General features: G+C 37.9%; 28 protein-coding genes. 9 read left to right on the top strand and 19 right to left on the bottom strand.

Going from position 1 to position 26,986, the window contains the following annotated elements; translation table 11 throughout:
- Positions 1-73 precede the first annotated feature (73 nt).
- Complete coding sequence (gene ahcY / locus ACFSR8_RS02365) at positions 74-1,390, top strand: adenosylhomocysteinase (protein ID WP_380288646.1); 1,317 nt, start codon at positions 74-76, stop codon at positions 1,388-1,390.
- Between the two features lie 277 nt (positions 1,391-1,667).
- Positions 1,668-2,144 (top strand): very short patch repair endonuclease, encoded by a 477-nt coding sequence (locus ACFSR8_RS02360; protein ID WP_380288644.1) that lies wholly within the window; start codon positions 1,668-1,670, stop codon positions 2,142-2,144.
- Here the strand turns inward: ACFSR8_RS02360 and ACFSR8_RS02355 are convergent.
- The 4 genes from ACFSR8_RS02355 to ACFSR8_RS02340 form a co-directional block, all read right to left on the bottom strand.
- Positions 2,131-2,769, bottom strand: coding sequence for a hypothetical protein (locus ACFSR8_RS02355; protein ID WP_380288642.1), 639 nt, complete (start codon positions 2,767-2,769; stop codon positions 2,131-2,133). The genes ACFSR8_RS02360 and ACFSR8_RS02355 overlap by 14 nt on opposite strands.
- Entirely contained in the window at positions 2,769-3,515 is a 747-nt protein-coding gene (locus ACFSR8_RS02350; protein ID WP_380288640.1) for a hypothetical protein, read from the bottom strand. The genes ACFSR8_RS02355 and ACFSR8_RS02350 overlap by 1 nt, the downstream gene beginning before the upstream one ends.
- Before the next feature lie 114 nt (positions 3,516-3,629).
- The gene (locus tag ACFSR8_RS02345; RefSeq protein WP_380288638.1) at positions 3,630-5,720 is read right to left on the bottom strand and encodes a S46 family peptidase; all 2,091 of its coding nucleotides are present in this window, start codon (positions 5,718-5,720) and stop codon (positions 3,630-3,632) included.
- A gap of 102 nt (positions 5,721-5,822) precedes the next feature.
- Positions 5,823-6,095: a hypothetical protein gene (locus tag ACFSR8_RS02340; RefSeq protein ID WP_186560811.1), complete on the bottom strand. Its 273-nt coding sequence runs from the start codon at positions 6,093-6,095 to the stop codon at positions 5,823-5,825.
- A gap of 95 nt (positions 6,096-6,190) precedes the next feature.
- Here ACFSR8_RS02340 and ACFSR8_RS02335 point away from each other — a divergent pair, with 95 nt between their 5' ends.
- The gene (locus ACFSR8_RS02335) at positions 6,191-6,661 is read left to right on the top strand and encodes a DUF1569 domain-containing protein (protein WP_380288636.1); all 471 of its coding nucleotides are present in this window, start codon (positions 6,191-6,193) and stop codon (positions 6,659-6,661) included.
- A gap of 77 nt (positions 6,662-6,738) precedes the next feature.
- Here ACFSR8_RS02335 and rpmA read toward each other — a convergent pair whose 3' ends face one another.
- The 4 genes from rpmA to ACFSR8_RS02315 form a co-directional block, all read right to left on the bottom strand.
- Positions 6,739-6,999, bottom strand: coding sequence for a 50S ribosomal protein L27 (rpmA, locus tag ACFSR8_RS02330; RefSeq protein ID WP_076698461.1), 261 nt, complete (start codon positions 6,997-6,999; stop codon positions 6,739-6,741).
- Between the two features lie 25 nt (positions 7,000-7,024).
- A complete protein-coding gene (gene rplU, locus ACFSR8_RS02325) occupies positions 7,025-7,546 on the bottom strand; it encodes a 50S ribosomal protein L21 (protein WP_380288633.1) in 522 nt (173 codons plus the stop codon).
- A gap of 106 nt (positions 7,547-7,652) precedes the next feature.
- Positions 7,653-8,096, bottom strand: a complete 444-nt coding sequence (locus tag ACFSR8_RS02320) for a DUF4199 domain-containing protein (RefSeq protein WP_380288631.1) — start codon at positions 8,094-8,096, stop codon at positions 7,653-7,655.
- Between the two features lie 171 nt (positions 8,097-8,267).
- On the bottom strand, positions 8,268-9,143 hold the full coding sequence (locus ACFSR8_RS02315) for a DMT family transporter (protein ID WP_380288629.1): 876 nt from the start codon (positions 9,141-9,143) through the stop codon (positions 8,268-8,270).
- 100 nt (positions 9,144-9,243) lie between these two features.
- Here ACFSR8_RS02315 and ACFSR8_RS02310 point away from each other — a divergent pair, with 100 nt between their 5' ends.
- Entirely contained in the window at positions 9,244-9,627 is a 384-nt protein-coding gene (locus ACFSR8_RS02310) for a heavy-metal-associated domain-containing protein (RefSeq protein ID WP_380288627.1), read from the top strand.
- A gap of 243 nt (positions 9,628-9,870) precedes the next feature.
- Here the strand turns inward: ACFSR8_RS02310 and gldD are convergent, their stop codons facing one another.
- The 3 genes from gldD to ACFSR8_RS02295 are packed head-to-tail and all read right to left on the bottom strand — an operon-like array spanning position 9,871 to position 12,251.
- Positions 9,871-10,458, bottom strand: coding sequence for a gliding motility lipoprotein GldD (gene gldD, locus ACFSR8_RS02305; RefSeq protein WP_380288625.1), 588 nt, complete (start codon positions 10,456-10,458; stop codon positions 9,871-9,873).
- Between the two features lie 2 nt (positions 10,459-10,460).
- Positions 10,461-11,765, bottom strand: a complete 1,305-nt coding sequence (locus tag ACFSR8_RS02300) for a gliding motility-associated protein GldE (protein ID WP_380288623.1) — start codon at positions 11,763-11,765, stop codon at positions 10,461-10,463.
- 39 nt (positions 11,766-11,804) lie between these two features.
- Complete coding sequence (locus tag ACFSR8_RS02295; RefSeq protein ID WP_380288621.1) at positions 11,805-12,251, bottom strand: single-stranded DNA-binding protein; 447 nt, start codon at positions 12,249-12,251, stop codon at positions 11,805-11,807.
- A gap of 326 nt (positions 12,252-12,577) precedes the next feature.
- Between ACFSR8_RS02295 and ACFSR8_RS02290 the strand changes: the two genes are divergently transcribed.
- Together ACFSR8_RS02290 and ACFSR8_RS02285 are read left to right on the top strand one after the other, a co-directional pair.
- Positions 12,578-13,303: a GIY-YIG nuclease family protein gene (locus tag ACFSR8_RS02290; RefSeq protein ID WP_380288619.1), complete on the top strand. Its 726-nt coding sequence runs from the start codon at positions 12,578-12,580 to the stop codon at positions 13,301-13,303.
- Between the two features lie 224 nt (positions 13,304-13,527).
- Entirely contained in the window at positions 13,528-13,803 is a 276-nt protein-coding gene (locus tag ACFSR8_RS02285) for a hypothetical protein (protein WP_380288617.1), read from the top strand.
- Positions 13,804-13,849: 46 nt separating this feature from the next.
- Here the strand turns inward: ACFSR8_RS02285 and mutY are convergent, their stop codons facing one another.
- The gene (gene mutY / locus ACFSR8_RS02280; RefSeq protein ID WP_380288615.1) at positions 13,850-14,896 is read right to left on the bottom strand and encodes an A/G-specific adenine glycosylase; all 1,047 of its coding nucleotides are present in this window, start codon (positions 14,894-14,896) and stop codon (positions 13,850-13,852) included.
- 143 nt (positions 14,897-15,039) lie between these two features.
- Between mutY and ACFSR8_RS02275 the strand changes: the two genes are divergently transcribed.
- Both ACFSR8_RS02275 and ACFSR8_RS02270 read left to right on the top strand, forming a co-directional pair.
- On the top strand, positions 15,040-15,330 hold the full coding sequence (locus ACFSR8_RS02275; RefSeq protein ID WP_042242127.1) for an HU family DNA-binding protein: 291 nt from the start codon (positions 15,040-15,042) through the stop codon (positions 15,328-15,330).
- A 298-nt stretch (positions 15,331-15,628) separates the two neighbouring features.
- Positions 15,629-17,173, top strand: a complete 1,545-nt coding sequence (locus tag ACFSR8_RS02270; protein ID WP_380289375.1) for an Rne/Rng family ribonuclease — start codon at positions 15,629-15,631, stop codon at positions 17,171-17,173.
- Between the two features lie 60 nt (positions 17,174-17,233).
- Here the strand turns inward: ACFSR8_RS02270 and ACFSR8_RS02265 are convergent, their stop codons facing one another.
- The 7 genes from ACFSR8_RS02265 to ACFSR8_RS02235 all read right to left on the bottom strand — a co-directional run bounded on the left by ACFSR8_RS02265 (position 17,234) and on the right by ACFSR8_RS02235 (position 23,355).
- Positions 17,234-18,091, bottom strand: a complete 858-nt coding sequence (locus ACFSR8_RS02265) for a hypothetical protein (RefSeq protein WP_380288612.1) — start codon at positions 18,089-18,091, stop codon at positions 17,234-17,236.
- A gap of 144 nt (positions 18,092-18,235) precedes the next feature.
- Entirely contained in the window at positions 18,236-18,934 is a 699-nt protein-coding gene (locus ACFSR8_RS02260) for a hypothetical protein (protein ID WP_380288611.1), read from the bottom strand.
- Positions 18,931-19,548: a hypothetical protein gene (locus ACFSR8_RS02255; RefSeq protein ID WP_380288609.1), complete on the bottom strand. Its 618-nt coding sequence runs from the start codon at positions 19,546-19,548 to the stop codon at positions 18,931-18,933. The genes ACFSR8_RS02260 and ACFSR8_RS02255 overlap by 4 nt, the downstream gene beginning before the upstream one ends.
- A 211-nt stretch (positions 19,549-19,759) precedes the next feature.
- Complete coding sequence (locus ACFSR8_RS02250; protein ID WP_380288607.1) at positions 19,760-20,800, bottom strand: aldo/keto reductase; 1,041 nt, start codon at positions 20,798-20,800, stop codon at positions 19,760-19,762.
- A gap of 161 nt (positions 20,801-20,961) precedes the next feature.
- Positions 20,962-21,924: an OmpA family protein gene (locus ACFSR8_RS02245; RefSeq protein ID WP_380288606.1), complete on the bottom strand. Its 963-nt coding sequence runs from the start codon at positions 21,922-21,924 to the stop codon at positions 20,962-20,964.
- Positions 21,925-21,970: 46 nt separating this feature from the next.
- Positions 21,971-22,732, bottom strand: coding sequence for an exodeoxyribonuclease III (locus ACFSR8_RS02240; protein ID WP_380288605.1), 762 nt, complete (start codon positions 22,730-22,732; stop codon positions 21,971-21,973).
- A 59-nt stretch (positions 22,733-22,791) separates the two neighbouring features.
- Entirely contained in the window at positions 22,792-23,355 is a 564-nt protein-coding gene (locus ACFSR8_RS02235) for a GNAT family N-acetyltransferase (RefSeq protein WP_380288603.1), read from the bottom strand.
- Between the two features lie 172 nt (positions 23,356-23,527).
- On the opposite strand from ACFSR8_RS02235, the gene ACFSR8_RS02230 reads away from it, so the two are divergent.
- On the top strand, positions 23,528-26,956 hold the full coding sequence (locus tag ACFSR8_RS02230) for a hypothetical protein (RefSeq protein ID WP_380288601.1): 3,429 nt from the start codon (positions 23,528-23,530) through the stop codon (positions 26,954-26,956).
- The last annotated feature ends 30 nt before the right edge of the window (positions 26,957-26,986 follow it).

Raw genomic sequence — 26,986 nt, 5'->3', positions numbered from 1 at the left:
GGTAAGCGAAATTAACCAAATTAACCACGAATCCCAATCAACTTTAGGTTTTTAAATTTAAGAAAAAGTAACTATGAGTACGAAAACAATTCCATACGTTGCCCACAAAGTAAAGGATATCACTTTAGCCGATTGGGGAAGAAAAGAAATAGAGTTGGCCGAAGCCGAAATGCCTGGCCTAATGAGTTTGCGCGAAGAGTACAAAAACTCCCAGCCCTTAAAAGGTGCAAGAATTGCAGGCTGTTTACACATGACGATTCAAACGGCCGTTTTGATTGAAACTTTACAAGCTTTGGGCGCAGAAGTGACCTGGAGCTCCTGCAACATCTTCTCAACTCAAGATCAGGCCGCAGCAGCTATTGCTGCCGCCGGAACTGCGGTTTACGCTTGGAAAGATATGACCGAAGAAGAATTTGATTGGTGTATTGAGCAAACGCTTTTCTTTGGTGAAGACAGACAACCATTAAACATGATTTTGGATGATGGCGGGGATTTAACCAATATGGTTTTAGACAAATACCCTGAGTTGGCTGCAGGAATTAATGGTTTATCAGAAGAAACGACCACAGGTGTCCACAGACTTTACGAACGTGTAAAAAACGGCACACTACCTATGCCTGCGATTAACGTAAACGACTCTGTTACAAAATCTAAATTTGATAATAAATACGGCTGTAAAGAAAGTGCGGTGGACGCTATTCGTCGTGCTACTGATGTGATGTTGGCTGGAAAACGTGTTACAGTTTGTGGTTATGGTGATGTTGGGAAAGGTACTGCCGCGTCGTTTAAAGGTGCCGGAAGTATTGTAACCGTTACCGAAATCGACCCAATCTGTGCTTTACAGGCCGCGATGGACGGTTTTGAGGTTAAAAAATTGGAAACCGTAGTCGGCAATTCCGATATTGTAATTACTACTACCGGAAACAAGGATATCGTGCGTGCCGAGCATTTTAAGGCTATGAAAGACAAAACCATCGTTTGTAATATTGGGCACTTTGACAATGAAATTCAAATGGCATGGCTAAACGACAACTACGGCCATACCAAAAACACCATCAAACCTCAGGTTGATAAATATACCGTGGACGGAAAGGATATTATCATCCTTGCCGAAGGGCGTTTGGTAAACCTGGGCTGTGCTACCGGCCACCCAAGTTTTGTGATGAGTAATTCGTTTACCAACCAAACCTTGGCGCAAATTGAGCTTTGGAACAATGCAGATGCCTACAATAATGAAGTTTATATGCTTCCAAAGCATTTGGATGAAAAAGTAGCAAAACTGCACTTAGAAAAAATTGGAGTGGAGCTTACAGAACTTAAAGAAGACCAAGCGACCTACATTGGCGTATCGGTTGAAGGGCCATATAAGCCTGAACATTATAGATATTAAGAATTCCTTTGAAAAAAAGAATCTCAAATTCCAAATAATAACGATCAAATCCCAAGCAACACTGTTTGGGATTTTTTTTATTTGGGCGTTTGTCTACGGGTCGGGCTTTCCGTTGCAAGTCCTCGCGCCCTTTTAATGGGGAGCTGTGGGCTTTCCTCTGCAATCCCTAACGCTCGGAGCCCCTTAACAGTATTCCATACATGATGTTTGAAATCTGAGGTATTTTTAGCTATATTATGTGTGTAACTTAAATCGAATTAATCGGTTTTACCCAAACATGCAATACTCCGAAAGCAAAATAAAAGTCCCAAGGTTCAATGAAGAATCTGGTTTTTATACCACTAAAAAACGCTCAAAAATGATGAGCAAAATTAGAGGTAAAAACACAAAACCGGAACTAATCTTCCGAAAGGCACTTTGGAAAAAAGGGGTGCGTTATCGAGTGGATAGCAAAACCCTTCCCGGGAAACCTGATGTATCCATCAAAAAATACAGATTGGCCATTTTTATTGATGGTGAATACTGGCATGGCTACAATTGGAATGAACGCAAACCCAAGCTAAAAACCAATCGCGGATTTTGGATCCCAAAAATTGAGCGCAACATGCAACGGGATAAAGAAGTGAATCGGCAGTTGGAAGAATTAGGTTTTACGGTATTCCGTTTTTGGTCAAAAGAAGTAATAAACGATTTAGAAAGGTGCATCAACGATGTGCTAAAATATTTGGATATTGGCGATATTACCATCCAGTAACCAATAATCGTCTTGCACCATTGATGCCACATTTTTGGTAATTATGATAAGCTTTAGCAGCCCGCTCCCGAATTTCCGAGTCAGTTTCACCCAACACCCAACCGTCCAAGGCCCACTTTAAAGTATAGGCCTCGGGAGACATCAACCCAGTGCTCCACACTAACGGGTTTGCTTTTGTTTCTTCCAAATAGGGTTTGAAATAATCTTTACTAACACAGGCAAGGATAATGGCGTCCCGTTGTTTCTTATTTATCGGCTCGAATTCACCTTTAACATCAAATTCCATTAAGCCGTCATGCCCAATGTAAGCCAATAAATATGCGTTTGCGGTTGAATGTTTAAACAGTACACGTTCTAAAATACGGGGTTCGGGATTTTTAGTGGAAGATATAAATACCCAGTCCTTGCTATGGTTAAAATAGCTTTTCAAACCATACATCGCGCCCCAATACAAATTATTTGTGGGATCTTGCCCGTTGCCCAATTTTTCAGGAACGGGCACAATCCCTTGATTGGCATTATCGCACAATGCCACAAATACATGAACGGAATTGGTTATTGGTTTTGATTGACAATAAACTGTGCAAAACGTTATCAAGACAATAGTAAATAGTACTCGTTTCATCAGGAACTTGGGATTATTAATCTTTCATTCAATATCCATTTTCGCATTAAATCTTTATTGGTTGTAATTTCAGCAAAAACGTAATATTTTGAGGTAAAACAAGGGGAAGTTTGCGCAAGTTCAATTATCACTTCGTCATCATAATAACTTGAATGCAAAAAGTAAAGCTCATGATCCTTTATCAAAATATAACCTACATGGTTATCCAACCCTACGAAGTAAATTCCATCACCATAAATCATATTCAATTTGCGCTTTAAATCATCAAAAGTCACATTTGAAAACTGTTTTAATTCATTTTTTGCTTGCAAAACCAGTGCTTCTATTAAACCAGCTTGTTGTGCCATCTTATAGCGGTTCAAGTTAAACCCCAAATGTTTCAAAGTTGTAGACACGAAATAACCGCAGGCAATGTACCCCTCATTGGGTGTAATGGTGTGCCCGTTAAAATCCCAGCCAGTACCGTACCAATGCGGGACTAAATTATTTAGTAATTCGTTGTAAAGAAAATTGGAAGCGCTGTCTATTGCCTTATCAGGCGTTTCAATGTACAATTCTCTTAAGCCAGCTCTTTTGGAAAGAATATTAGTTTTCAAAACGGCGTAGTCCCCTGTTTTGTTGAAATTAATGCCCAATCTTAAACTATCTAAAATCGGGAAATCGACAATCCTTTTCTTAACAGCAACCAATTGAGGTATGTTTTCAATAGCTTCGGTTTTTTTAGTTTCATGGCAACCAAAAAACATAATTAAAATCGATATGAGCACTACTGACCTAATAAAAATGGGTTTGAATTATTATCATAACTCAAACCCATCAAACAATATTGTTTAGCGAAAGTGTTTGCAGGTATGTTTAACCTAATCGCTTTTTGGATGTACCAAGTGCATTTCATCAACAAGATGCTTGGCTCCAGCATATTTATCAATGACGAAAAGGACATACCTTAAATCTACCATGATATTTCTACATATCTCAGGATCATAGTAAATATCGCTCATCGTACCTTCCCATACTCGATCAAAGTTTAAACCCACCAGGTTTCCTTCAGCATCAATAGCCGGGCTTCCGGAATTACCTCCAGTGGTGTGGTTTGTACCAAGGAAACATACTGGCAATTTGCCATTTTTATCGGCGTACTGGCCATAATCATTTGTGTTGTATAGCGTCCTTAACTTTTCTGGCACATCAAATTCGTAGTCGCCAGGAATATATTTTTCTATCACACCGTCCAAAAAAGTCGTAGGATGATAGTACACAGCATCTCTAGGCGAATATCCTTTTACTTTCCCATAAGTAACCCGCAAGGTACCATTAGCATCAGGGAAATAACGTTCCTCAGGCATAACATCCATGAGTGCAGTCATATATTGTTTTTGAATTTCATTTATTTGAGTATTAATTTCCTGAAATTTAGGCTCAATATTCATAAAAAAATCCAAAACCATTGGTTTGGCATATTTGTAGGCCGGATCGGCATTTAATTTCATTAAAACGGTTTTAGAATTGCCTTCCAATAATTCCAGTGCCTTATCCAAATCTGTAAACGCTGTTTGGTCATAAATTGAAACATCAACATCTGTTGTATACAATGGCATAACAGCTTCGAATACACCCCTATCCAAATCTACATTATAATTTTTATGAATCCCTTTTAATCTATTGATCATTGCGGTTCTGGCCTTTTCAAAAGCTTCTTTCCCATTGCCAGCTGAATTCTCCATTTGCGCCATACGGAGCATCATTTGCATAAGCTCATTGGTTCTTAAAAACACCTCAATGAAACTATTCCTCTTGACGTTTACAGCCTCAAATTGCCCATAAAGCTGTTCAAATTCCGATAGGATTTCACCATATTCGGTGGTCTTCCCTTGGGCTTTCAATGCTCTTGTAAACTCATCCTGAAATTCATTCCTAATTTGAATTGCCCCACTGCGCTGGATGCCTTGATTTTCACCTATCCATTTTTTCCAGGAATTGGCCATACGGGCCTGCTTAGAGGCATATTGAATTCGTATTTCATCATTTTGTTTCATGTACCCATCAATTACTTTCAAAGCGGCCTCCCTAATGGCTATTCTCGCAGGATTCAATTTTTGGGTAATCTGCTCAATTGCTACTGCTGGTAAATATTCATTGGTACGGCCCGGGAAACCAAAAACCATTGTAAAATCATTTTCTTCAACACCATCTAAAGAAATTGGAAAGAAATGCTTGGGCGTGTAAGGCACGTTTTTTTCACTGTAAGTCGCTGGCCTATTATTTTCATCCGCATAAATCCTAAAAAGAGAAAAGTCTCCTGTGTGTCTTGGCCAAACCCAATTATCGTTATCGCTACCAAACTTACCGATACTGGACGGCGGGGCACCAACCAGGCGAATATCATCAAACCGCTCCGTTACAAACAGAAAATATTGATTTCCTTTGAAAAAGGGTTTAATCTTTATTCCCTGCCATGCTTCTTTCTCTACCCGTTTTTCAACCTTGTTTCGGTTAATGTCAATTTTTGATTGTCGTTCTTTTGAAGTCAAGTCGTCCGTTACGCCTTCAAGTACCGCTTCGGTTACGTCCTCTATCCTCACAATAAACTCTACAAACAGGCCTTTATTTGGGATTTCGTCCTTTAAAGACATCGCCCAAAAACCGTTTTTTGTATAATCATTTTCTAATGAAGAGTGGGATTGAATTTGGCTATAACCACAATGATGATTTGTAAGGAGCAATCCTTTGGGAGAAATAATCTCACTGGTGCATCCACCGTTAAAGTGTCCTATAGCATCCTTGAGGCTTGAGTTGTTAATATCATAAATATCCTTTGCGGATAATTTACTGCCCAAATTTTGCATTTCAGTTTCATTCATCCCCTCTAACAAAGAAGGAATCCACATCCCGCCTTGTTGGGCAGACACCTGAAAAACAATAAAAAACAAAAGAAGTGTAAGAAATCGCATAGTTTCGTTTTTATCTAGGTAAAGATAAAAAAGATACTATAGGAATTATTGCTTAGGGCGTGTTAAAAAAAGAAAGTATTTAGGGCTATAAGAAAGACGTATTTACTCGTCTACTAAATCCTCTTCGAAATACCACCAAAGGCTGGAATCAATGGATTGTTTCATTTTATTAATATCCACGTCCTCCTTTAAGAATACGGTAATATTCTCATTGCTTCTGTTCTGTCCGATACTTTCCCTAATTTCAATCTCCTCAATTTCCTTGAAATGCTCCAAATGCTTTTTCACACGTGCGTCCAAAGATTCGTCGCTCAAGAAAATCTTGATGGTAGGTTGCGTCGGGGAATTCCTGATTTCTGATCTAAATGGTAGCATAAGCACAAATTTTAAAGTCAAACATTGTCATACATTGCGAATGCAATACCCTAAAGTTAATAATTTATTTTCATTTTATATCACTAAATTAGAGCATGGAATGCAAAAAAACGGAGCGGGTGCACCAACTCTTACAAGAAATTGAGGAGCATATTCCTTTTAAGGACAAAAAGAATACGGCGGTATCCCAAGCAACAGTAGGCTGGCAATTGGACCATGCCCTAAAAGTAGTCAATGGCATTACAGGCATATTGGCCAGAACCAACGAAAAACCTTTTAAAAAGGATTTTAATCTTACGAGGTTAGTTTTGTTTGGATTGAACTTCATCCCAAGGGGAAGAGCTAAAGCTCCCAAAATTGTTCTACCCCCAGAGAGTATCTCCAAATCAGAGCTCCTCGCTCAAGTTGAAAAAGCAAAAACCCAGCTAGAAAACACCAAAACATTAAAAGAAACAGCTCACTTTAAACACCATATTTTTGGTGTGCTTTCTAAAAAACAAGCCATGCGATTTCTGGAATTGCACACTAACCACCACCTGAAAATTGTTCGTGAGATTTTGAAATAAAAAACCCTCTCTGTTTCCAGAAAGGGCTTTCACCCTTCGACTTCGCTCAGGGCAGGTTTTTTAAAGAAAGCTATTTCTTAAGCCTCAAACGGCTCAATAGAAACATAAGATTTGTTATCTTTTTTCTTTGTGAATTTTACGATACCATCAACTTTGGCATGTAATGTATGATCTTTTGAAGAATATACGTTTTCACCTGGGTGGTGCGTATTTCCTCTTTGTCTTACGATAATGTTTCCAGCAATTGCTGCTTGTCCGCCAAAAATCTTAACCCCAAGGCGTTTCGATTCTGATTCTCTACCGTTTTTCGAACTTCCGACTCCTTTTTTATGTGCCATTTTATTTCGATTTTATATTGTTAAACTAGCTTAAAGCTGCAATTAAATCTGCCTTCTTCATTGAAGAAATCCCTTCAATACCTTTAGCTTTAGCCATCTCCTTCAATTGAGCAACGGTTAATTTGCTTAAATCTTGAGTTGCCTCAGCTTTTGGGGTAGCAGTTTCAGCCTTAGCTTTCGGTGCTTCTTTTTTAGCTTCTTTCTTCGGCTCAGTTTTCTTAGCTGGCTTAGCTCCGGAAGCTACGATGCTTTCAATTACGATTTCAGATAAATACTGACGGTGTCCGTTCTTCACTCGGTAACCTTTACGTCTTTTCTTTTTGAAAACTATCACCTTATCTCCTTTAAGGTGCTTTAAGACTTTTGCACTTACTTGTGCTCCGTCTATAGCCGGGGCGCCTACAGTTACTTTGTCACCATCTCCAATTAAAAGAACGTTATCGAAATCTACTTTCTTACCTTCTTCTGCTTGTAAACGATTAACAAAAACTTTTTGGTCTTTCTCAACTTTGAATTGATGCCCTGCTATCTCTACAATTGCGTACATAGCGTAACGTTTTTATTAATTAATTTTATTAAAAAACCGCCCTAATTCGCTTAAGGCGGGTGCAAATATAATTCTAATTAATCAATCTACAAACGTTTTGTCCGTTTTAGGCTAAATTATTACTCCTCTTAAATAATTGCATTACAGTGAGCGAAGCCACTACAGACGTGGACAGCCCCATAATCGCCACTACGAATACGATCATGCCGATGTTAGATTTAAAACCCCAATGAATATTGTCTAAAAGTGCAGGTAAAAAGCTTGGGCTTATTTCAGTTGCATAAAACAGAAAGAAAAAGGTAAATACCAATGTGGCGATAGACCCTGTAACCACCCCTATTTTGAATCCTTCACCATAAGAAAAAGCCTCAGGGTTTTCCAGTTTGCTTAGTCTAATGGCCTCATAAATACCGAATAACGTAATAGCGGCATTTACCAAACTAAAAGCTGGATTAATGTGCTTATTAAAAAGCGCCAAAACTAAAAAATAGGCAATTAAAACTGCGCTGGTAACTAAACCGAACCGAATGGGAAGTATTAAATTTTTCATCTGTTTGAATTTTTTTTGGTTGAGATTTCAGATGTGATTTTTGGTTTGAAACATGTTGAAATTAAATGAAGAAATAGGGCTAATGTTTCAAAAAATTGAATCAAACACTTCTTAAATTTCGGGAAAAAAAATGACTTTTAATAATTTATTGCCCCAATAATTACTTTAGCACTACTTTCTTTTATTGGCAAGGTACACCCCCAATAAGATAATTATGGTTGCTAAAGCTTGGAGTAATCCAAATTTTTCGCCATCTAAAATTCCCCAAAAAACGGCCACGATGGTCATTAAATAGGTTACCGAGGAAGCAAACACCGGCGTGGCAATATGCACCAATTTATTGAACAACACCTTTGCTATGGCCGTACCAAATAAGGATAAAATCAACATATAAAATAATGCCGGTTTCAGATTTGGGGAGGTTAGCACCGCTTCCTCAAAAAAATCGGAGGCTACCAAAATTACAAGTGAAGGAATAATAATGGCCACAAAATTCCCCACTGCTATGGTCAAAGCATTCATGTTTTGCAAATATCGTTTCAGGATGTTGACACTGGTCGCATACATAAAAGTGGCGATGACAACGAATATGGCATACAAATAATTCTGATTTGGATTTATGGAGGCCCCGTTAAAAATCAGCATCAATGTACCCAACAATCCGATAAACACCCCTGCTACCTGTCGTTTTGTGGACTTTATTTTAAACACAAATACGCCCAAAATGATAGTGTTTAATGGTACCAGAGAATTCAATATCGATGCAATGGCACTATCGATTTCAGTTTCCGCGAAAGCGAATAAAAAAGCAGGAAAAAATGTACCCAAAAGCCCTGTGAGAATTACCCATTTCCAATCCTTTATGGCAATGGTCTTCACGCGTTTAAAAGCTACAATAAAAAGGAAAAATGCCGTAAAAATGATGCGTATGGCTCCCAACTGTACAGGGGTTAACCCAACCAACCCCTTCTTTATCAAAATGAACGAGCTTCCCCAAATAATTGACAGGATGACAAGATATATCCACTTTAAGGTCGCTGGAGCCATAATTGCTGACTGTTATTTTTATCACAAAAGTGTAATTTTTTAAAACAACAACTACCATTATTTAGTAGTTTTGTATCCATAAGTTTTAAACAAAACAAATATGAAAACCATAACATATATTTTAGGAATTTTCTTGATGGCGTTTGTTGTTGTTAATTGCAAAAACAGTACAAATCCCGAAGTAAAAACTATAGAGGTTGAAACTGCTTCTAAAAAAGAAAAAGACCCGAACGCTACTTATGCGAAGGCCGAATTTACTGTTGATGGCATGACCTGCGCCATTGGATGTGCAGCTACTATCGAAAAGAAAATCGCTAAGATGGAAGGTGTAACTTATGCCAAAGTAGACTTTGACAAACGATTAGCCATGGTGGAATATGACGAAGCCAAGGTAAACCCTACATCATTGGAAAACACCGTAACCAGCGTGGCCGATATTTATAAGGTAAGTGACATGAAAACGGTTGAAGATTTCACGAAGTAGTTCGAGGTAAAAACCTTAAGCCCCAAACTTTGTTTCCCTTATTCACGGGAATGACAATTTAAAAGGAATCAACGCATAAGCGTTGAGTGATTTTTTAAATTAAGTGTTGAAATTTTAAAGCTCTCCTGAAACGGGGAGCTTTTTTATTGACAGCCACTTGGCTGTCATGCTGAACTTGTTTCAGCACCTTATTTTTAACTAATCTAGACCCTGAAACAAGTTCAGGGTGACACCTCAAAGGTGTCATTCCCACTCCACCGTTTCCATAATACGCTTGATATCTTTAATCAGATAGTTAGCAGCAGGCAAAATGGAATCGTAATTGGGTTTAGCCTTAAAATAAAGAGAACCGGTTAAAAAATGATTCACGCTATCGGTAACATAGAATTGAGCAGGCGACGCAGCATTGCCTTTTACTTCGGATAACATGCCATAAACCTTGCGCTCAGGATTTTCAAATGGGTATTTTGGGATTTCATCAGCTTTTTTGGTATGCTCCAAAGTTAGTTTTTGGGCATCGCGCAGAAAATCATTTAAGTTTTTATCATCGCCTTCAATAGCTTTATAGGTCAAGAAAAGAGTGGCCTTTAATGACTTGTAATCCAAATTGGCACCGTAACTTTCGGTTGTACTCGGAAGAGGTTTTACTAAGACACCATCAACCAAACTACTCATTTCAAAAGCAACGGGCATTTCTGAAAATTTCTGCGCTTTATAAGTAACCTCAGGATAATCCAACCTTAAATACGCTTTTGGTTTTGGCACATAATCCTCGTTACAGGAAACCAACATCAACAAAATCACCAATACAAAGGAAAACTGTATCTTCATAATTAAACTATAGTCACCTTTACGCGTTTGATACGCTTTTTGTCCATCGCCTCAATAGTAAAAACGTAATCTTTGAAAAATATTTTGGATTGCAATTTTGGGAAACTACCCGAAATTTCCAAAACAAAGCCAGCAATGGTTTCTGCCTCCCCTTTTTCCTCTTCAAAAACAGAATCGTCTTCTAACTTGATGACTTTATAAAAATCCTTCAGGGCAGTTTTGCCCTCAAACACGTAGTTGTTGTCATCAAGCTTGGAGTAATTCAAATCCTCATCATCAAATTCATCACTGATATCACCCACAATCTCCTCAATAATATCCTCCAATGAAATCAAACCTGAAGTCCCGCCATATTCATCTACCACTACAGCCAAATGCACTTTCTTCTCCTGAAACTCCGCCATCAAATCATCCAGTTTTTTATTCTCTGGAACGAAGAATGGCTCACGTAACAGCTTGACCCAATTAAATTGTTTTCGGTCCAAATAGGGCAATAAATCCTTCACATAAAGAATGCCCTTTATTTGGTCGATATTGTCTTCGTAAACCGGAATTCTCGAATATCCATTTTCAGCAATTTCAGGGAGGATTTCGGTGTATTTCTGTTCAGTATTTAAAGCAAAAATATCAATCCTTGGGCGCATCACTTGTTTGGTATCTGTATTCCCGAACGACACGATGCCTTGAAGAATTTTCTTTTCCTCTTTTGAAGTGTCCCCATGGTCGGTAAGTTCCAAGGCGTGGGACAATTGATCCACGCTTAAATTAGACTTTTGCCGTCCTAACTTACTATGGATGGTCAATGTTACGCTTCGCATCGGCAAACTTATTGGCGATAATAACACATCCAATACTTTTAGGGGATAGGCCATAACACTTGCAAATTTCATGTTGTTTCTGCTGGCATAAATCTTTGGTAAAATTTCCCCGAACAATAAAATTAAAAACGTTACGACAATGACTTCCAAAATAAACTTTAATGTCGGGTTCGTCACATTGCCAAATAGGGTATCTCCCAAGTAGGCAAACAAAATCACCACAGCAATATTTATAAAATTGTTCGCCACTAAAATGGTGGCCAACAGTTTTTTGGGGCGTTCCAATAATTGTAATATTATTTTGACATACTTGGCCTCGGTTTCAGCAGTGTTATCTATGTCCGTTCTAGACAATGAAAAAAGCGCCACCTCAGCACCAGAAATCAGTGCGGAACAGCACAAGAGCAAAAACAACAATACAAATCCAAAAACAATTGAAACATCAATTGCTAAAATGAAAGCGAATAAACTCGGGGGTTCAGGGTCCAAATACTTTGGTTTTAGTTAAACTTTTGACGATTTCACCATTTAGAAAGGGAGGTCATCGTTATCATCGCCAATCGGAGGATTGGCAGTTGGCTCGTTTACTGCGGAATTGGATTGCGCAGGGGTATTTGAGGTATTGTTTCCACTTTCGCCTTTTGGAGTTAAAAAGGTGAAATCTGTACACTGTATTTCGGTAGAGTATCTGTCGTTACCTTGCTCGTCCGTCCATTTTCGGGTTTTTATACGGCCCTCCACATATATTTTATCGCCTTTGCTCAAATATTTTTCGCAAATTTCAGCACCCTTGTTGCGCACCACAATATTATGCCATTCCGTATTGGTAATACGTTCGTTGGTTTGCTTGCTCGTATAGGTTTCACTAGTCGCCAAAGGAAATCGGCCAACACAACCACCACCTTCAAAATAATGCATTTTTACGGCATCACCTAAATTCCCAATGAGCATCACTTTATTTAAACTTCCTGACATGATTTTTTGATTTAAGAGCGCAAAAATACGCATTCATACTTCATAGTTCTAAAATTAGTAAAAAAAATAGGAATAATTTAAGGCAAGTTTACTTTTTGGGCGTTACCCTGCGGGTCGGGCTTTCACTACTCGCTCTCTGCGAGGAGCTCAAACAGGCCGTTCAATCCCTAACGCGAACCTATCCGCCGACCATTTGCCAGAACCAAACACCTATTGCTTTCTAAATGCGCTTTAATTCAAAACCGCTTACGAGGTGAAAGATTTGAGTATATTTGATGTACATGGCTAATTATATTCAAGAATACATATACCAAAATTGTAAATATTTGTCTGAGGAAGACATTCTTCAAATGAATAATTCTGATAATGGTTCTATTAATAATGTTTTAAATGGAATACATAGAGAGTGTTTTGGGATTTGGCTTTTAAGTGATGAAACCGACGAAAATTATATTTTATTTTACGTAAACAATAGTATTGAATTGAGTGGTTTGGTTTGTAGCTTTAAAATAAGTGATAAAAGGCGTAATGAACTTACTTTAGGTTTTGCAAAAATTGTAAATCAAGAATATCCAAAAGATACCGATTTGATAGAAACCTTTAATACATTCCAAGATCAAATAAGAACCTTATTAGAAAAGCTAAATCGTTTCACATATGGCAATGAAATCGCAAATCAAAAAGGAACATTAGCCGTAAAATATAAAGACGGAATTGATTTTGTTCCATTCTTGAATAAAATAAAGGCCTTCAGAGATATTTTTGATTCAAATATCGAGAAAGCACCAGCTCAAAATGGAAATAAAATATATTTAATGTTTAATCCAAGAAATGGATACACTAAGATAGGTCGAAGTATAAACCCTAAGACTAGAGAAAAAACTCTACAAGGAGAGGATCCAGAAACTGAAATTATTGCTCTATGGAATTCTCCAAAATCAATTGAAAGAGAATTGCATGCTGACTTTAGTGATAAAAGAATCCGCGGAGAATGGTTTAAATTAGGAATATTTGATTTGTTGAAAATTAAAGAAAAAATGAACTCCCTATGACCGATTTGAGATTTAAAGATGCTTATCAAGCCTTAACTTATGATTTTATCAAGGACGTTTTAGTTTTATGACCAAAATGTTCACATAAGGCTATCGTAAAAGCTTCAAATTTCAATTTCAGACTATCTAATGAAAATGATGTTAGACTTGTTTGTTCAAACTGCGGACACAGTAAAACTCTAAGTCAAAAACCCAATTCTATAATTTATCATTCAAATAAGAAAATGATAATAGGAAGACACTTTTATATAGGTGGTGGTATTGACCCTTTTTTTCACTTGCCACTTTGGTTAACTGAAAATATTAGCGGAAATTTATTTTGGGCTTACAATATCGATCACATAGAATTTCTTGAAAAGCACATTCAAGCTAAATTGAGGGAACGTAACGGTATAAAATATAGAAATAAAAGTATTGGTAGTCGATTACCTAAATGGATGGTTTCCAAAAAAAATCGGGATTCAATATTAAAAACAATTAATAAACTTAAAAGTAAGTGACTTATAATTTGTAATGTTAATTTACCAATTTAATGGATTGTCAATCCTAGGGCATAAACCTATCAAACCCCTCAATAAACTTCCCAATCAAAATAGGCACAGGATAATTTTGAATTTCACCAATAGAAATCCCGTTGGAAACCGTATCCGTTTTTACAATCCAAAACAAGGTATTCAAATGCTGGTGGGATAATTTATGGACTTTTGGCGTATCATTATATTGAAGCAATTCAAACCTTTTATTTTTCAAAAGATGATGGGTTTTGGCTAATTCTAAAAACGCATCATATTTCAAAATCTTATCGGTTTCAATCAAAGGAAATTGATACAGGTTTTGCCAAATACCCTTGCCTTCCCGCTTTTCCAAAAGGGTTTGTTTGTCTTCCGAAATGAACACCAAAAAATTAAAGTATCGCTGTTTTACTTTAAGCTTTTTCAACTTTACGGGTAGTAGGTCAATGGTACCTTTGGTAAATGCCACACAGGTTTCCTGAAACGGACAAAACATACAATCGGGGTTTTTCGGCCGGCATTGTCGTGCACCAAATTCCATAATCGCCTGATTAAAGGTTGCCGGGTTCTGAGGATCGATAAGTTCCTGGGCCAAGGCCTTAAATTCTTTTGTGCCTTCGGTCGAATTGATGGGTGTTTCAATCCCAAAATAGCGGGACAGGAAGCGATACACATTGCCGTCTACAACCGCAGTAGGTTCGTTAAAACAAATGGATGCTATAGCACTGGCCGTATAATCGCCCACACCTTTCAATTTTAAAAGTCCTTTATAAGTATCGGGAAAGACACCTTCAAGATCATTGGCGATATATTTTGCCGTAAAATGTAGGTTGCGTGCCCGCGAATAATAACCAAGCCCCTGCCATAATTTTAGCACCTCATTTTCATCGGCATTTGCAAGCTCAAAAACGGTTGGAAATTCGGTAACAAATGCTTCATAATATGGTAACCCCTGTTTCACTTGTGTTTGTTGCAAAATAATTTCAGAAAGCCAGATTCGGAACGGTTCTTGTGTTTCCCTCCACGGGAGATTTCGCTTATTATCTGAATACCAGCGTATTAAAATTTCAGAAAAAGACATGCATTATCAATCTATCAAGTGCTAAAATAAACGTTTATTATCTTAAATTTTAATGATTTAGGTTTGATTTATTGAAATTTAAATGCATATATTTGCATCCCTTTCAAAAGTATTAGTAGTAACAAATATTAAAATTTTAAAACATGACGAAGGCTGATTTAGTAGCAAAAATTTCAGAGAAACTAGGAATTGAAAAAGGCGATGTTCAAGCAACAGTTGAAACATTTATGGAAGAAGTAAAAACTTCATTGGAAAGTGGAGACAACGTGTACTTGAGAGGTTTTGGAAGCTTCATCATCAAAACGAGAGCTGAAAAAACTGGTAGAAACATCTCAAAAAACACTACTATCAAAATTCCAGCTCACAACATTCCTGCATTTAAACCTGCAAAAGTTTTTGTTGAGGGCGTTAAAACTAACGTGGAAGTAAAATAAAACATCAATAATTAAAAGACACTATTTATGCCAAGTGGTAAAAAACGCAAGAGACATAAGGTAGCGACGCACAAAAGAAAAAAACGTAGGCGCGCTAACCGTCACAAAAAGAAAAAATAGATAGAAAAAGTAGTTAGAACAGCTACTTTTTTTATTTGAAAATCCTCCAAAAGGATTTCTAAAAAATTACAAGTTCTTTGAAAATGAGTTCTAAAAGTAAGAACTCCACGGATTTTAAAATCCTGTGAAAAAATTAAGTTTAATCCATTCTGCCAGTGGCGGAATAAAAATTAACACAATGGATAAAGAATTGATTATTCGATCTAATTCAGAAGCTGTTGATTTTGCCTTATTAAAAGATGGAAAACTTATTGAATTGCAAAAGGACGAGGACGATAACAATTTTTCGGTTGGCGACGTGTTTATCGCCAAAATACGGAAAACGGTTCCGGGACTAAATGCCGCATTTGTAAATGTTGGCTATGATAAAGATGCATTTTTGCACTATCATGATTTAGGTCCCAAATTGCCTTCCCTTTTAAAGTTCACAAAACGTGTAAGCACAGGTAAACTAAAAGATTTTTCTTTAAAAAACTTCCCATTTGAAAAGGATATTGACAAAAACGGCAAGATTGCCGACGCACTCAAATCCAATCAATCGCTATTAGTACAGATAGTAAAGGAACCAATATCCACCAAAGGCCCGCGAATAACTTCAGAGTTGTCCGTAGCCGGTAGATATATTGTTTTAATGCCTTTTTCCAACCGGATTTCCATCTCTCAAAAGATAGAATCTCGCGAAGAGAAAGACCGCTTAAAACGACTGGTAAAAAGTATCACGCCCCAAGGGTTTGGTATCATTGTCCGTACCGTAGCACAAGGCAAAAAAGTAGCCGAATTAGATAAAGATTTACAGAATTTGCTCCATCGATGGAATGCAATGTGTAAAAAACTGTACAGAGCACATCACCCCAGTAAAGTATTGGGAGAAATGAATAAGGCCTCCTCAATTTTGAGGGACATATTCAATGACACCTTTACTGGTATCATGGTTGATGACGAAACACTGTACTACCAAATTAAAGATTACTTGCAAGAGATTGCACCAAAGAAAGAATCAATAGTTAAATTGTATCAATCCAAGGTTCCGATTTTTGAAAAATTCGGGATTGAAAGACAGATCAAAACCTCTTTTGGAAAAACCGTTTCCATGACGAAAGGCGCCTATTTGGTAATTGAACACACCGAGGCACTCCACGTTATTGACGTTAATAGCGGTAACAGATCTAACAAATCAAACAACCAAGAGGAAACAGCTTTGGAAGTCAATTTGATATCAGCCACGGAAATTGCCCGCCAACTGCGATTGCGCGATATGGGCGGCATTATCGTAATTGATTTTATTGACATGACAAAGTCTGAAAACAGGCAGAAACTGTTCAATCACCTTCGTGATGAAATGAAGGACGATAGAGCAAAACACAAAATACTGCCACCGAGTAAATTCGGACTGATACAAATTACAAGACAGCGTACCCGCCCAGAAATGAATATAAAAACCCGAGAGGAAAACCCCAACGGTTTAAACGGTTCTGAAGTGGAAGCACCAATAAGTTTGGTGGAAAAAATAAACCAAGATCTTGAAAGACTATTTAAAAAAGACTATAAAAAGGTGACCTTAAACACACATCCTTTTATAGCGGCCTTTTTGACTAAAGGCTTTCCATCTGTTCGTTCTAAATGGTTTTTAGAACACAAAAAATGGGTTAAAGTTTTACCCCGCGATGCTTACACATATTTAGAGTACCACTTTTTTGATAAAGATGGTAATCTGATTAAATAATTGAAAAAGCCCCTAGACTTAAAAGTCTAGGGGCTTTTATTTTTTAGTACTTGAAAAACTTTATGGACAGACTTGGTTTTCGCCCGAACTGTCCCAGCAACGCCAGTCGGTATCGCTAAAATAGTATTCCGCCATAACACGTCCGTTGTGATTAGCTCTGCTCCATTCAACATCGGCATTTACAAACTGCCCGGAGTTGGTATCATACGCATACACGTCATAAAACGCATCGTACGTCCCCAACTGAAGTCCATAGTTGATATAGCTGTTTTTCAACTTATCCGCTTGGCGCTCATTGTTCAGTTCTCTAACGTAGGTATACGTGATATCACCTATTTCTTCATTTTGAACCTCCCAATCAATCCGTAACAGATCTTCTGGGAAATCTGCACTGTGGTTTAGTAACCAATAGCCACTTTTTCCATCAGTTTTTGAGACTCCAGAGAACCAGACGAATTCTTCAAAAGCATTAATACCTGTTCGCGTAATATACATAGACCAGAGCACTTCATTTCCTACCAGTTGTCCAGTAAGTCGAGCCGAATACTGTCCCGTAAATCCATCAACGGTATAAGCCCATTCCCAAGTTGCATCACCCTTATATTCGGCCTGATGCCTAAAGGCCGTTCTAAACGAAGCTACTGGCACTGCTAAGGTAGTTACCAAACTTGTATGCCAAACGCCCACAACCACAGCCGCGTAAGCCCAGTTGCTTTTATCTACGTTCCCGGATAGCTTATTACTGCCAGGTTTTGCGGTATTTTCAAAACCACTGAAATCCATCACCATCGAGGCTTCGGGGGGCAAGGTTGGTGCGATTAAACTCTCTTCACCATCTTCATTGTTCGCAGTACATGAGGCCAAAACAACCAAAGTAATACACAGAAACGATTTTAATAAGAAGGTTTGTGTTTTCATTGTATTTAATTTAGTTAAACTTGTTGTAGGGCTAACGCACAAATGATACCGTTATTGGAATAATTGCTGGAAAAAGTCCTAAAACGACACATTTCTTTGTAAAAAAGACAAAAGTATTCGATGAAATGCAATATTACGCTTGAGCTAGGAATCGTTGTTCCGAAGCAACAACCACATATACAAACATCCCAGAAATGCGATAAGCATTTCTACAAGTTCGGAAAGCCTTTGAACACCAGTACTTAACTGTTGAGAAATTGGATAAAAGTCATCATAGACATCAAAAACTGAAATTACTACAATAACTATGACGAAGGAAATTAGCACATAAGGCACTGCAATTGGTTGAAAGAATGTATTCCGGTTAAACCCAATACCAACTAGGCCGGCCAAACCAAAAAGAAGTCTTAAAATTTCCGACTTTCCTTGGAAAGTTGAAATATTGTGAACGGTAAGCTCATTTTGTGCATTCATACCTCCCATCCACTCGGGCGTTTCAAATTTTAAAAACTGCTGCCCCCAAGAAATCTCTTCCATGGCAATGATAAAAAAGGCAATGGAAATAAGGATGATAAGCCATTTCAAGACCTTATTTTGAGCTTTTTGGTGAAATTTCAAGCTCAGTTTAAAACCTAAAATGCACCCAACCATAAAGGCCAAAAATGTCAAGTTTTCAACTAACGAATTCTCCTTGAGCAAAAACAAGGCTAAACGTCTGGTTGGATTTAATCCCAAGAATAGAGCAAAAATTGCCGTAATGCCATAAGGAAACCAATAGAGTAGGCGGACAGTGGTCTGAGCCAATTTAAATTTTGAAGAAATAGCCATTACGTTCAATATCATTTACCCTTAACTTTTAACTTTAGCGGTTTTAAATTGGTTAGGTCCATAAAATCCAATAGTCCATAAATAAATAGAATTAGACCAAGCATTTCTAAGCTTTCTTCTATGGTAAAAAAGGCCATGTAAGTTCCAATATATTGATAATCAACAAATTCATTAACATAATTTGCCGCTATCATTTCCATGCCAATAGCACCAGAAACAAATAGAATACCGGCTAAAATCATAATAAGTGAGGTTCTTTTTGGCAAGGCTAACAAAAACTTAGTGAATGCTATTAATACCAATATAGACAATACCGCATAGGGAATAACCCATGCAAAATGGAAATAACCCGTTGCTCCAAAAATATTTCTCATGGAATAATTGAACAATTCATGTATGGATATGGCTTCGTCCAATGCCAAAAAAAAGAAAATAATGGATAGTGCTAACCAATGCAACTTGTATTTAGATTTTTTATTTCTACCTATAAGAAATAACAATGTTGCTGAAAGCAAGAAAAGACCTGTGGAGAAGAATGCAGGTAAGTTTTGCTCCAAATCAAAACTGAATATTCTAACAATACTCTTTTCGTACATAAACCCTTTCTCAAGAATAAGGTATATGCTCAACAAATTCCCTGTTAGCAGCAAAATAAAGGACAGCAATAAGAATTTGAAGACTTGGTTGGGTTTTAGGGTCATCTTCATCTAGGACTAAAATAAAAAAAAGGTAATAATCCTAAAAATAATACAGCCCCTAATTCCAAAAACAGTTATCTATTCAGAAACTTGAACTTTTTTTAACTTACCAGAATGAAAATCTTTGATTCCAAAAAACCCACTACGGCGCAGGGTTGGGCATTGCGTTATGCACAGCATTAATGGCATCCAACACCTCATCGCTCAAATCGACATCTATACTTTCAATATTCTCTTTAAGTTGCTCTAAAGTGGTGGCTCCAATAATATTACCGGTCAAAAAGGGTTGTTGGTTGATGAAAGCCAATGACATTTGGGTTAAGGTCAAACCATGCTTTTTGGCTATTTCGAAATACCTCTCCGTGGCTTCCAAGGCCTGCGGACTATTGTAGCGTCCAGCAAATCTCGGGAACAAATCAAATCTTGAGTTTTTTGGTAGTTTCCCACCAATGTACTTTCCAGAAAGCGATCCAGAAGCTAATGGCGAATATGCCAAAAGCCCTATATTTTCGCGTATAGATATTTCAGCCAAATCGCCTTCAAAGGTTCTGTTCAATAAGGAATATGCATTCTGAATAGTTCTTACCCGTGGCAAATTATTAGTCTTTGATTCTTCTAAATACCGCATCGTGCCCCATGCTCTTTCGTTGGAAATCCCTATTTCCCTAATTTTACCTGCTTTTACAAATCCATCCAAGGTTTGCAAGATTTCATTAAAGTTATCTTCCCATGGGTCATTTGGGTTATGTGTATAATCGCGTGGCCCAAAAAAATTGGTTTGTCTTTCTGGCCAATGCAATTGATATAAATCAATATAATCTGTTTTTAGGCGTTTTAAACTATTATTTAATGCCTCATTGAGTGCATCTGCACTAAATCCAGTTGATCGAACATGGGCTGTATATGAACCGGGGCCACAAATTTTGGTGGCCAATATTATCTTATCCCGATTCCCGGTTGTTTTAAACCAATTGCCAATAATTCTTTCTGTTTCGGCATAAGTTTCAGCATTGGCAGGTACTGGATATAATTCCGCCGTATCAAAGAAGTTTACACCTTGACCCAATGCATAATCCATCTGTTTAAAACCTTCGTCTTGGGTGTTTTGATTGCCCCAAGTCATGGTACCAAGGCATATTTTACTGACTTTGATATCGGTTCCGGGTATTTTTGAGTACTTCATTTTAGATGATTAGAAATATTAGACGTCTTAGATTTCTTGGCGAAGTGTAAAGATAAAAAACCGTTAAAAGCTTCTTTGCCATCAACGGTTTTTTTGTAAAATATTTTCATTAGAGAAATTGCTGCATTACGCTTGAGCGTAATTCGCAGTAACTGACTCTTTTACTGCTCATTCAACAAACGCGTCAGCTCATCCAACTTAGGTGTTAAAATCACTTCAATACGTCTGTTTTTGGCCCGGCCAACTTCGGTATCGTTTGTGGCAATCGGGGCATACTCACCACGACCGGCAGCAGTTAAGTTTTCGGGATTGATGGCTGTGTTTTCTCGTAATATATTAACAATGGCCGTTGCTCGTTTTGTGGACAAATCCCAGTTTCCTGTTAATTGCCCAGAGCCTTGATACGGAACATTATCGGTGTGGCCTTCAATCAATACGGCAATATCCGGGTTTTCGGCCAAGACGCTTCCAAGACTTTGCACCGCAGTTTTGCCACTTGAATTGACAGCCCAGCTTCCAGATTCAAAAAGGAGCTTATTTTCCATAGAAACATACACTTTCCCTCCTCGCTGTTCTACGGTTAAACCTTTGCCCTCAAAATCTGTTAAGGCACGGGAAATGGCATTTTTCAACTGGGTCATCGCCGCATCTTTTGAAGCAATTACATTTTCCAATTCAGCAATCCTATTGGAGCGTTCCTCCAATGCTTTTTTCAGTTTTTCTAGGCGCTCGTTCTCGGCTGCCAAGGCTTGCTCCTTCGCCTCAAGCTCCGCTAAAAGCTCTCTGTTTTTCTTTGAATTTTTGGAAATGGCATCCGAACTGTTCTTTTCCAGCGCAGCGTACGATGCTTTTAGGTTATCCAAGTTGGTTTTGGCTGCAGTGTATTCGCTTTGCAGTCGGTCGCGCTCGGCAACGGCCTCGTTGTAAGCTTCCTTTAATTGTTTAAGTTCATTTTCAGTGGCATTTTTACCCGCTAAAAGTGATTCGTTGTCTTTGGACAGCTTTCTGTTTTCCTGTTTTAAAGTGGCGTATTTGCTCTCTAAATCCTTGTACACTTTCGGCGATACGCAAGAGGTAACGAACGCCAACATCATGATAACTAATAGACTATTTTTAATGTTCATTTGGGTTGTTTTTAACCTGCCTGCCGGCAGGCAGGTTGATTTATATTTAATTTTCTATTTCTAATAAAATGGGGCAATGGTCGCTATGCACTGCTTCGGTTAGTATAACGGCTCTTTTGATATTTTCTTGTAACGGCTCGGAAACCATCGCATAATCCAAACGCCAACCTTTATTATTGGTACGTGCGTTGGCACGATAACTCCACCAGCTGTATTCTTGTCGTTCAGGATTTATGTATCGAAACGAGTCTATAAAACCGCTATCTATAAAATTCCCAATCCACTCCCGTTCCACCGGTAAAAACCCGGATACCCCTTTCATCTTTGGGTTATGAATATCTATTTCTTCGTGACAGATATTGTAATCACCGCAAATCACCAAGTTTGGGATTTCGGTTCTCAAATCATTTACGTAATCTTGAAACATATCCATATAATCCAACTTGTGTTGTAATCTGGCATCATTGGTCCCCGATGGCAAATACAGGCTCATTACAGAGACGCCTTCAAAATCTGCCCGTAAGTTCCTGCCTTCAAAATCCATCGACTTAATCCCTGTACCATATTCCACATGATTGGGTTCATTCTTGCTCAAAATTGCCACTCCACTATAGCCTTTCTTTTGGGCACTGAACCAATACTGATAGGTGTAACCTGCATCTTCAAACAGATTCAAATCCAATTGCTCTTTCATCGCTTTGATTTCCTGCAGGCAAATCACGTCAGGATTTGCACTTTTTAACCAATCGATAAAACCTTTATTTATTGCGGCACGGATGCCATTGACGTTATAGGATATGATTTTCATAGGCCTCTCCCTAGCCCTCTCCAAAGGAGAGGGAATTTTTGTTTCTATTAATTATACTTTTACTTTATCCATTCTTCTCTCAAAATACTGTACACGTAAGTTCCTTCACTTTCACCATAGGATTGAATATTATAATTTCTAAGCATCCCTTCCTTCGCCCCTCCTAATTTCTCGACCGCTTTTTGAGATTTAATATTTTTAATGTCGACCTTAAATTCAATTCTTCTCATTTTCAAATCTTCAAAACAATAATCCAATAAGAGCTTTTTGCATTGAAGGTTTATTCCAGTCCCCTGATATTGCTTGCCAAGCCAAGTCCAACCTATTTCAATCCTTTTATTGGGAAAACTTATGTTTCCAAGCATCGAGATGCCCAACGGTTCTTTATCAGACTTTCTTAAAATTATAAATGGATAAAGGTCCTTGTTTTCTTTGGCGTTCAAGCAAAACTCAAAATAATCCTCCAAACCACTTCTATCCTTAACCCTTTTTCCAAATTCACCCAATTCATCTGAATAACTAATGGTCTCAATGGCATCAATATCTTCTTCAGAAAGTAGACGAAGCATCAAAAACTCATTTTCAAGAACAATTTTCGAAGTAAATAAATTTTCAATATCCATGTGAACTTTAAGGTTCTATACTAGACCTATCAGGTTTGTGAAATCTGACAGGGCTTTTGAATCGTTTCAGCTAAAATAAATAATACGTTACTTTTACACGATAAATAACCAAAGGAGTTTTAACGAATTCTATTAACAAAATATTTTAGACGTATCGCAGTTTAAATACCTGATGAAGCCTTTCCTCCTTTTTATGATTGCCTTGTTTGGTTTTAGCGGTTTTGCGCAGAATCAAAATGGCAAGTACAGGACTAAAAAAATGGCTGTAAGGGATACCGTTTTGGTGGACAGCGTAAGTATCAACTCCAGTTGGTTTTCGGTAAAAACAAAAGATGGGAAGGTTCTGGATTCCACTTTTTATAAAATGGATTTTTCGACGGCGAAATTGCGTTTTATCAAACTCGTTGAAACGGATTCAGTGATTATCAATTATTTGAAATTCCCAGAATTTCTGACCAAAACCTACAAGCAATTGGACGAAAGCATCATTGTAAAAAACAATGATGGCCTTGAAAAATTGTACCAATTATCGCAGCCCAATACAAAACGGACCTTTACGCCTTTTGACGGACTTACCACCTCGGGCAGTATTTCGAGAGGAGTGACGGTAGGCAACAACCAAAACTCGGTTTTAAACAGTGAACTGGATTTACAGATTACAGGGAAATTGAGCGATAAAGTATCGCTGCGTGCCTCCATTCAAGATGCCAATATACCATTGCAGGAAAGCGGTTATAGTCAACGTCTGGACGAATTTGACCAAGTATTTATCGAATTGTTTACCGACCGATGGAATGTCCGTGCAGGGGATATCGACTTGGAAAACAACAACTCATATTTTGCCGAGTTTTCTAAACGTGTACAAGGGCTATCCGTCAATGTGAATTTAGGTGAAGATGACTCCCAAACACAATTATTTGCGGCTGGGGCATTGGTTCGGGGACAATTTACCACTAGTCAATTTACTGCCCAAGAGGGCAATCAGGGCCCCTATAAAATCCAAGGGCCAAATGGGGAGCTTTTCGTATTGATTGTTTCAGGGAGCGAAACGGTTTACGTAAACGGTGTTGCCCTTGAGCGTGGCGAGGACAAGGATTATATTATCGATTATAATGCAGGTGAAATTATATTCAACACCACATTTCCGATTACTTCAGAAATGCGGATTTTGATCGATTATCAATTTAGCGATAGAAATTATTCCCGACTGGTTGCCTATGGCGGTGGCAGTTATAGCAGTAAAAAATTCAAAATTGGGGTATCGGTGTATTCTGAAAATGATGCCAAAAACCAACCATTGCAACAGAATCTATCGGAAGCGCAGGTTCAAATTTTGTCCAATGCCGGAGACGATATGGCCCAAATGATTGCCCCCTCGGAAATTCAGGAATCCTTTAGTGAAAACCGTATTTTATATCGAAAGGAAATCGTTGGCGGTGAGGAAGTTTTTGTTTTTTCCAATGACCCAAATGATGAATTGTTTCGGGTTACTTTTACGCTTGTTGGGCAGGGTCAAGGAGATTATGCAGTAAGTGATGATTTTAATAATCCCGTTAATACTATTTATGAGTATATCGGTCCAAATTTGGGAAGTTATGCCCCCGTTGTGCAACTAGTGGCGCCGACAAAATTGCAAATGGCAGTGGTAAATGGCAACTACACGCCTTCTGAAAAAACTGCGATTAATTTTGAATTATCGGGAAGTAAAAACGATTTGAACCTATTTTCGGGTTTAGACGACGATAATAATGATGGTTTCGCGGGAAGATTAGAACTATTTCAAAGCATCATTAAAAAAGACAGTCTTTGGAGTCTTAACGGTTATTTGGACACGGATTATATTCAGTCCAATTTTAGAAATCTACAAGGGCTTTACAACCCTGAATTCAACCGTGATTGGAATATTGACCAACCCGCAAGCAATCAAATTGTGTCAGGTTTGGGCGATCAAATGTTCCTGAATACAGGATTGCAGTTGTTTCATCCCAAAAAGGGAAATGCCTCTTATCGTTTTGAATTCCTTGATTTTTCATTGGGCTATAATGGTAGCAGACATTTAGTGGATGTCAATTTGAATTTGAATGGGCTCCGAATAATTTCAAATACCAGCTACCTCAATTCAGATTCAAACGAAAACACCTCAACGTTTCTTAGGTCGCACAATATTGTTGCCTTGAATATGAAAAAAAAGTGGATTGGCGGAAAGCTTTCAATAGAGGACAACCAGAAAACCGAAACTGCCACTCAAATCCTAAGTCCGCTCAGTCAAAAATTCAGTTCTTATGAAGCCTTTTCGGGGGTCGGCGACAGCACCAAAATATTTGTGCAAGTGGGCTATAAACATCGGGTAAATGATAGTATCCGTAATAATCAACTCCAAAAAGTTAATACGTCCAACACCTTTTATGTGGATTCAAGAATCATTCAAAATAAAAACACCAATCTGTCGCTATATGCCAATTATCGCACTTTGGACCACGAGGATGAAAACATCGACGATGAAAACTCTTTGAACTCCAGATTGCAATACAATCAAAAATTGTTCAAAAACATCATTCAGAGCAATACGGTTTTTGAAACGAATTCTGGGAGTATTTTTGAACAAGATTTTACCTATGTGGAAGTGGAGCCTGGGCAGGGCACCTATACTTGGATTGATTATAACGAAAATGGCATTCAAGAGTTGGAAGAATTTGAAATTGCTCCATTTCAGGATCAAGGCACGTTTATTAGGGTATTGTTACCAAATCGCAGGCCTATCAAAACCCATCAAAATAGGTTTAGCCAAACCTTGACTTTTAACCCATCCCAATGGCGCGTTTCAGAAAGTAGGTCCAAAAAATTCTGGTCTCATTTTTACAACCAAACCAGCTATTTAATCGATAGAAAAATAAGAAGAAATGGTGATAATTTCAATTTAAACCCTTTTGAAAGCGATGCTGAAAACCAATTGGGTCTGCAAATGAATTTTAGGAATGTGTTGTTTTTTAATCGAGGAAAACAAAAATATACTACTTCATATACCTTCCTTTCAAATAAATCCAACAACACGCTTTCTGTTGGACTTTTGGAAAACAATTTGACAAGTCATCAATTAAATTTCAATCATAAAATACAGGAAAATTGGTTGATCACGTTTCAGTCTGCTATTGGCTCAAATGAAAGTTCCAGCGAAAACTTCACCAGCAAAAATTTCAAGTTTGATGAGGGGTTGCTCAACCCCAAACTATCCTATTTATTTAACGAGAACAGCCGTTTTGATGTGTTTTATCAATTTACTGTAAAAGACAATACTTTTGGCGCACGGGAATCCTTAAAACAACAAAAGTTTGGTTTGGGTTTCAATCTGTCTAAAAACGAAAAAGGTGCGGTAAACGGTGAGGTGAACTATTTTTCAAATGAGTTTGAAGGCAGTCCGAATACGCCAGTTGCCTACCAAATGTTGGAAGGCCTGCAACCCGGAAAGAATTTTACCTGGACGGTATTGGCGCAAAAAAAGCTCACCAAATATCTGGATTTAAACCTCAGCTATTTTGGACGAAAAACCGAAACGAGCAGAACCATTCATACAGGGACTATTCAGTTGAAGGCTTATTTTTAGGGAATCTCAAATGCCTTTGGATTTAAGGAA

The organism is Hyunsoonleella rubra, assembly GCF_042684665.1.
Classification (GTDB): domain Bacteria; phylum Bacteroidota; class Bacteroidia; order Flavobacteriales; family Flavobacteriaceae; genus Jejuia; species Jejuia rubra.
Note: the sequence above shows the minus strand (reverse complement) of the source record. Positions and strands in the feature narration are given on the sequence as shown.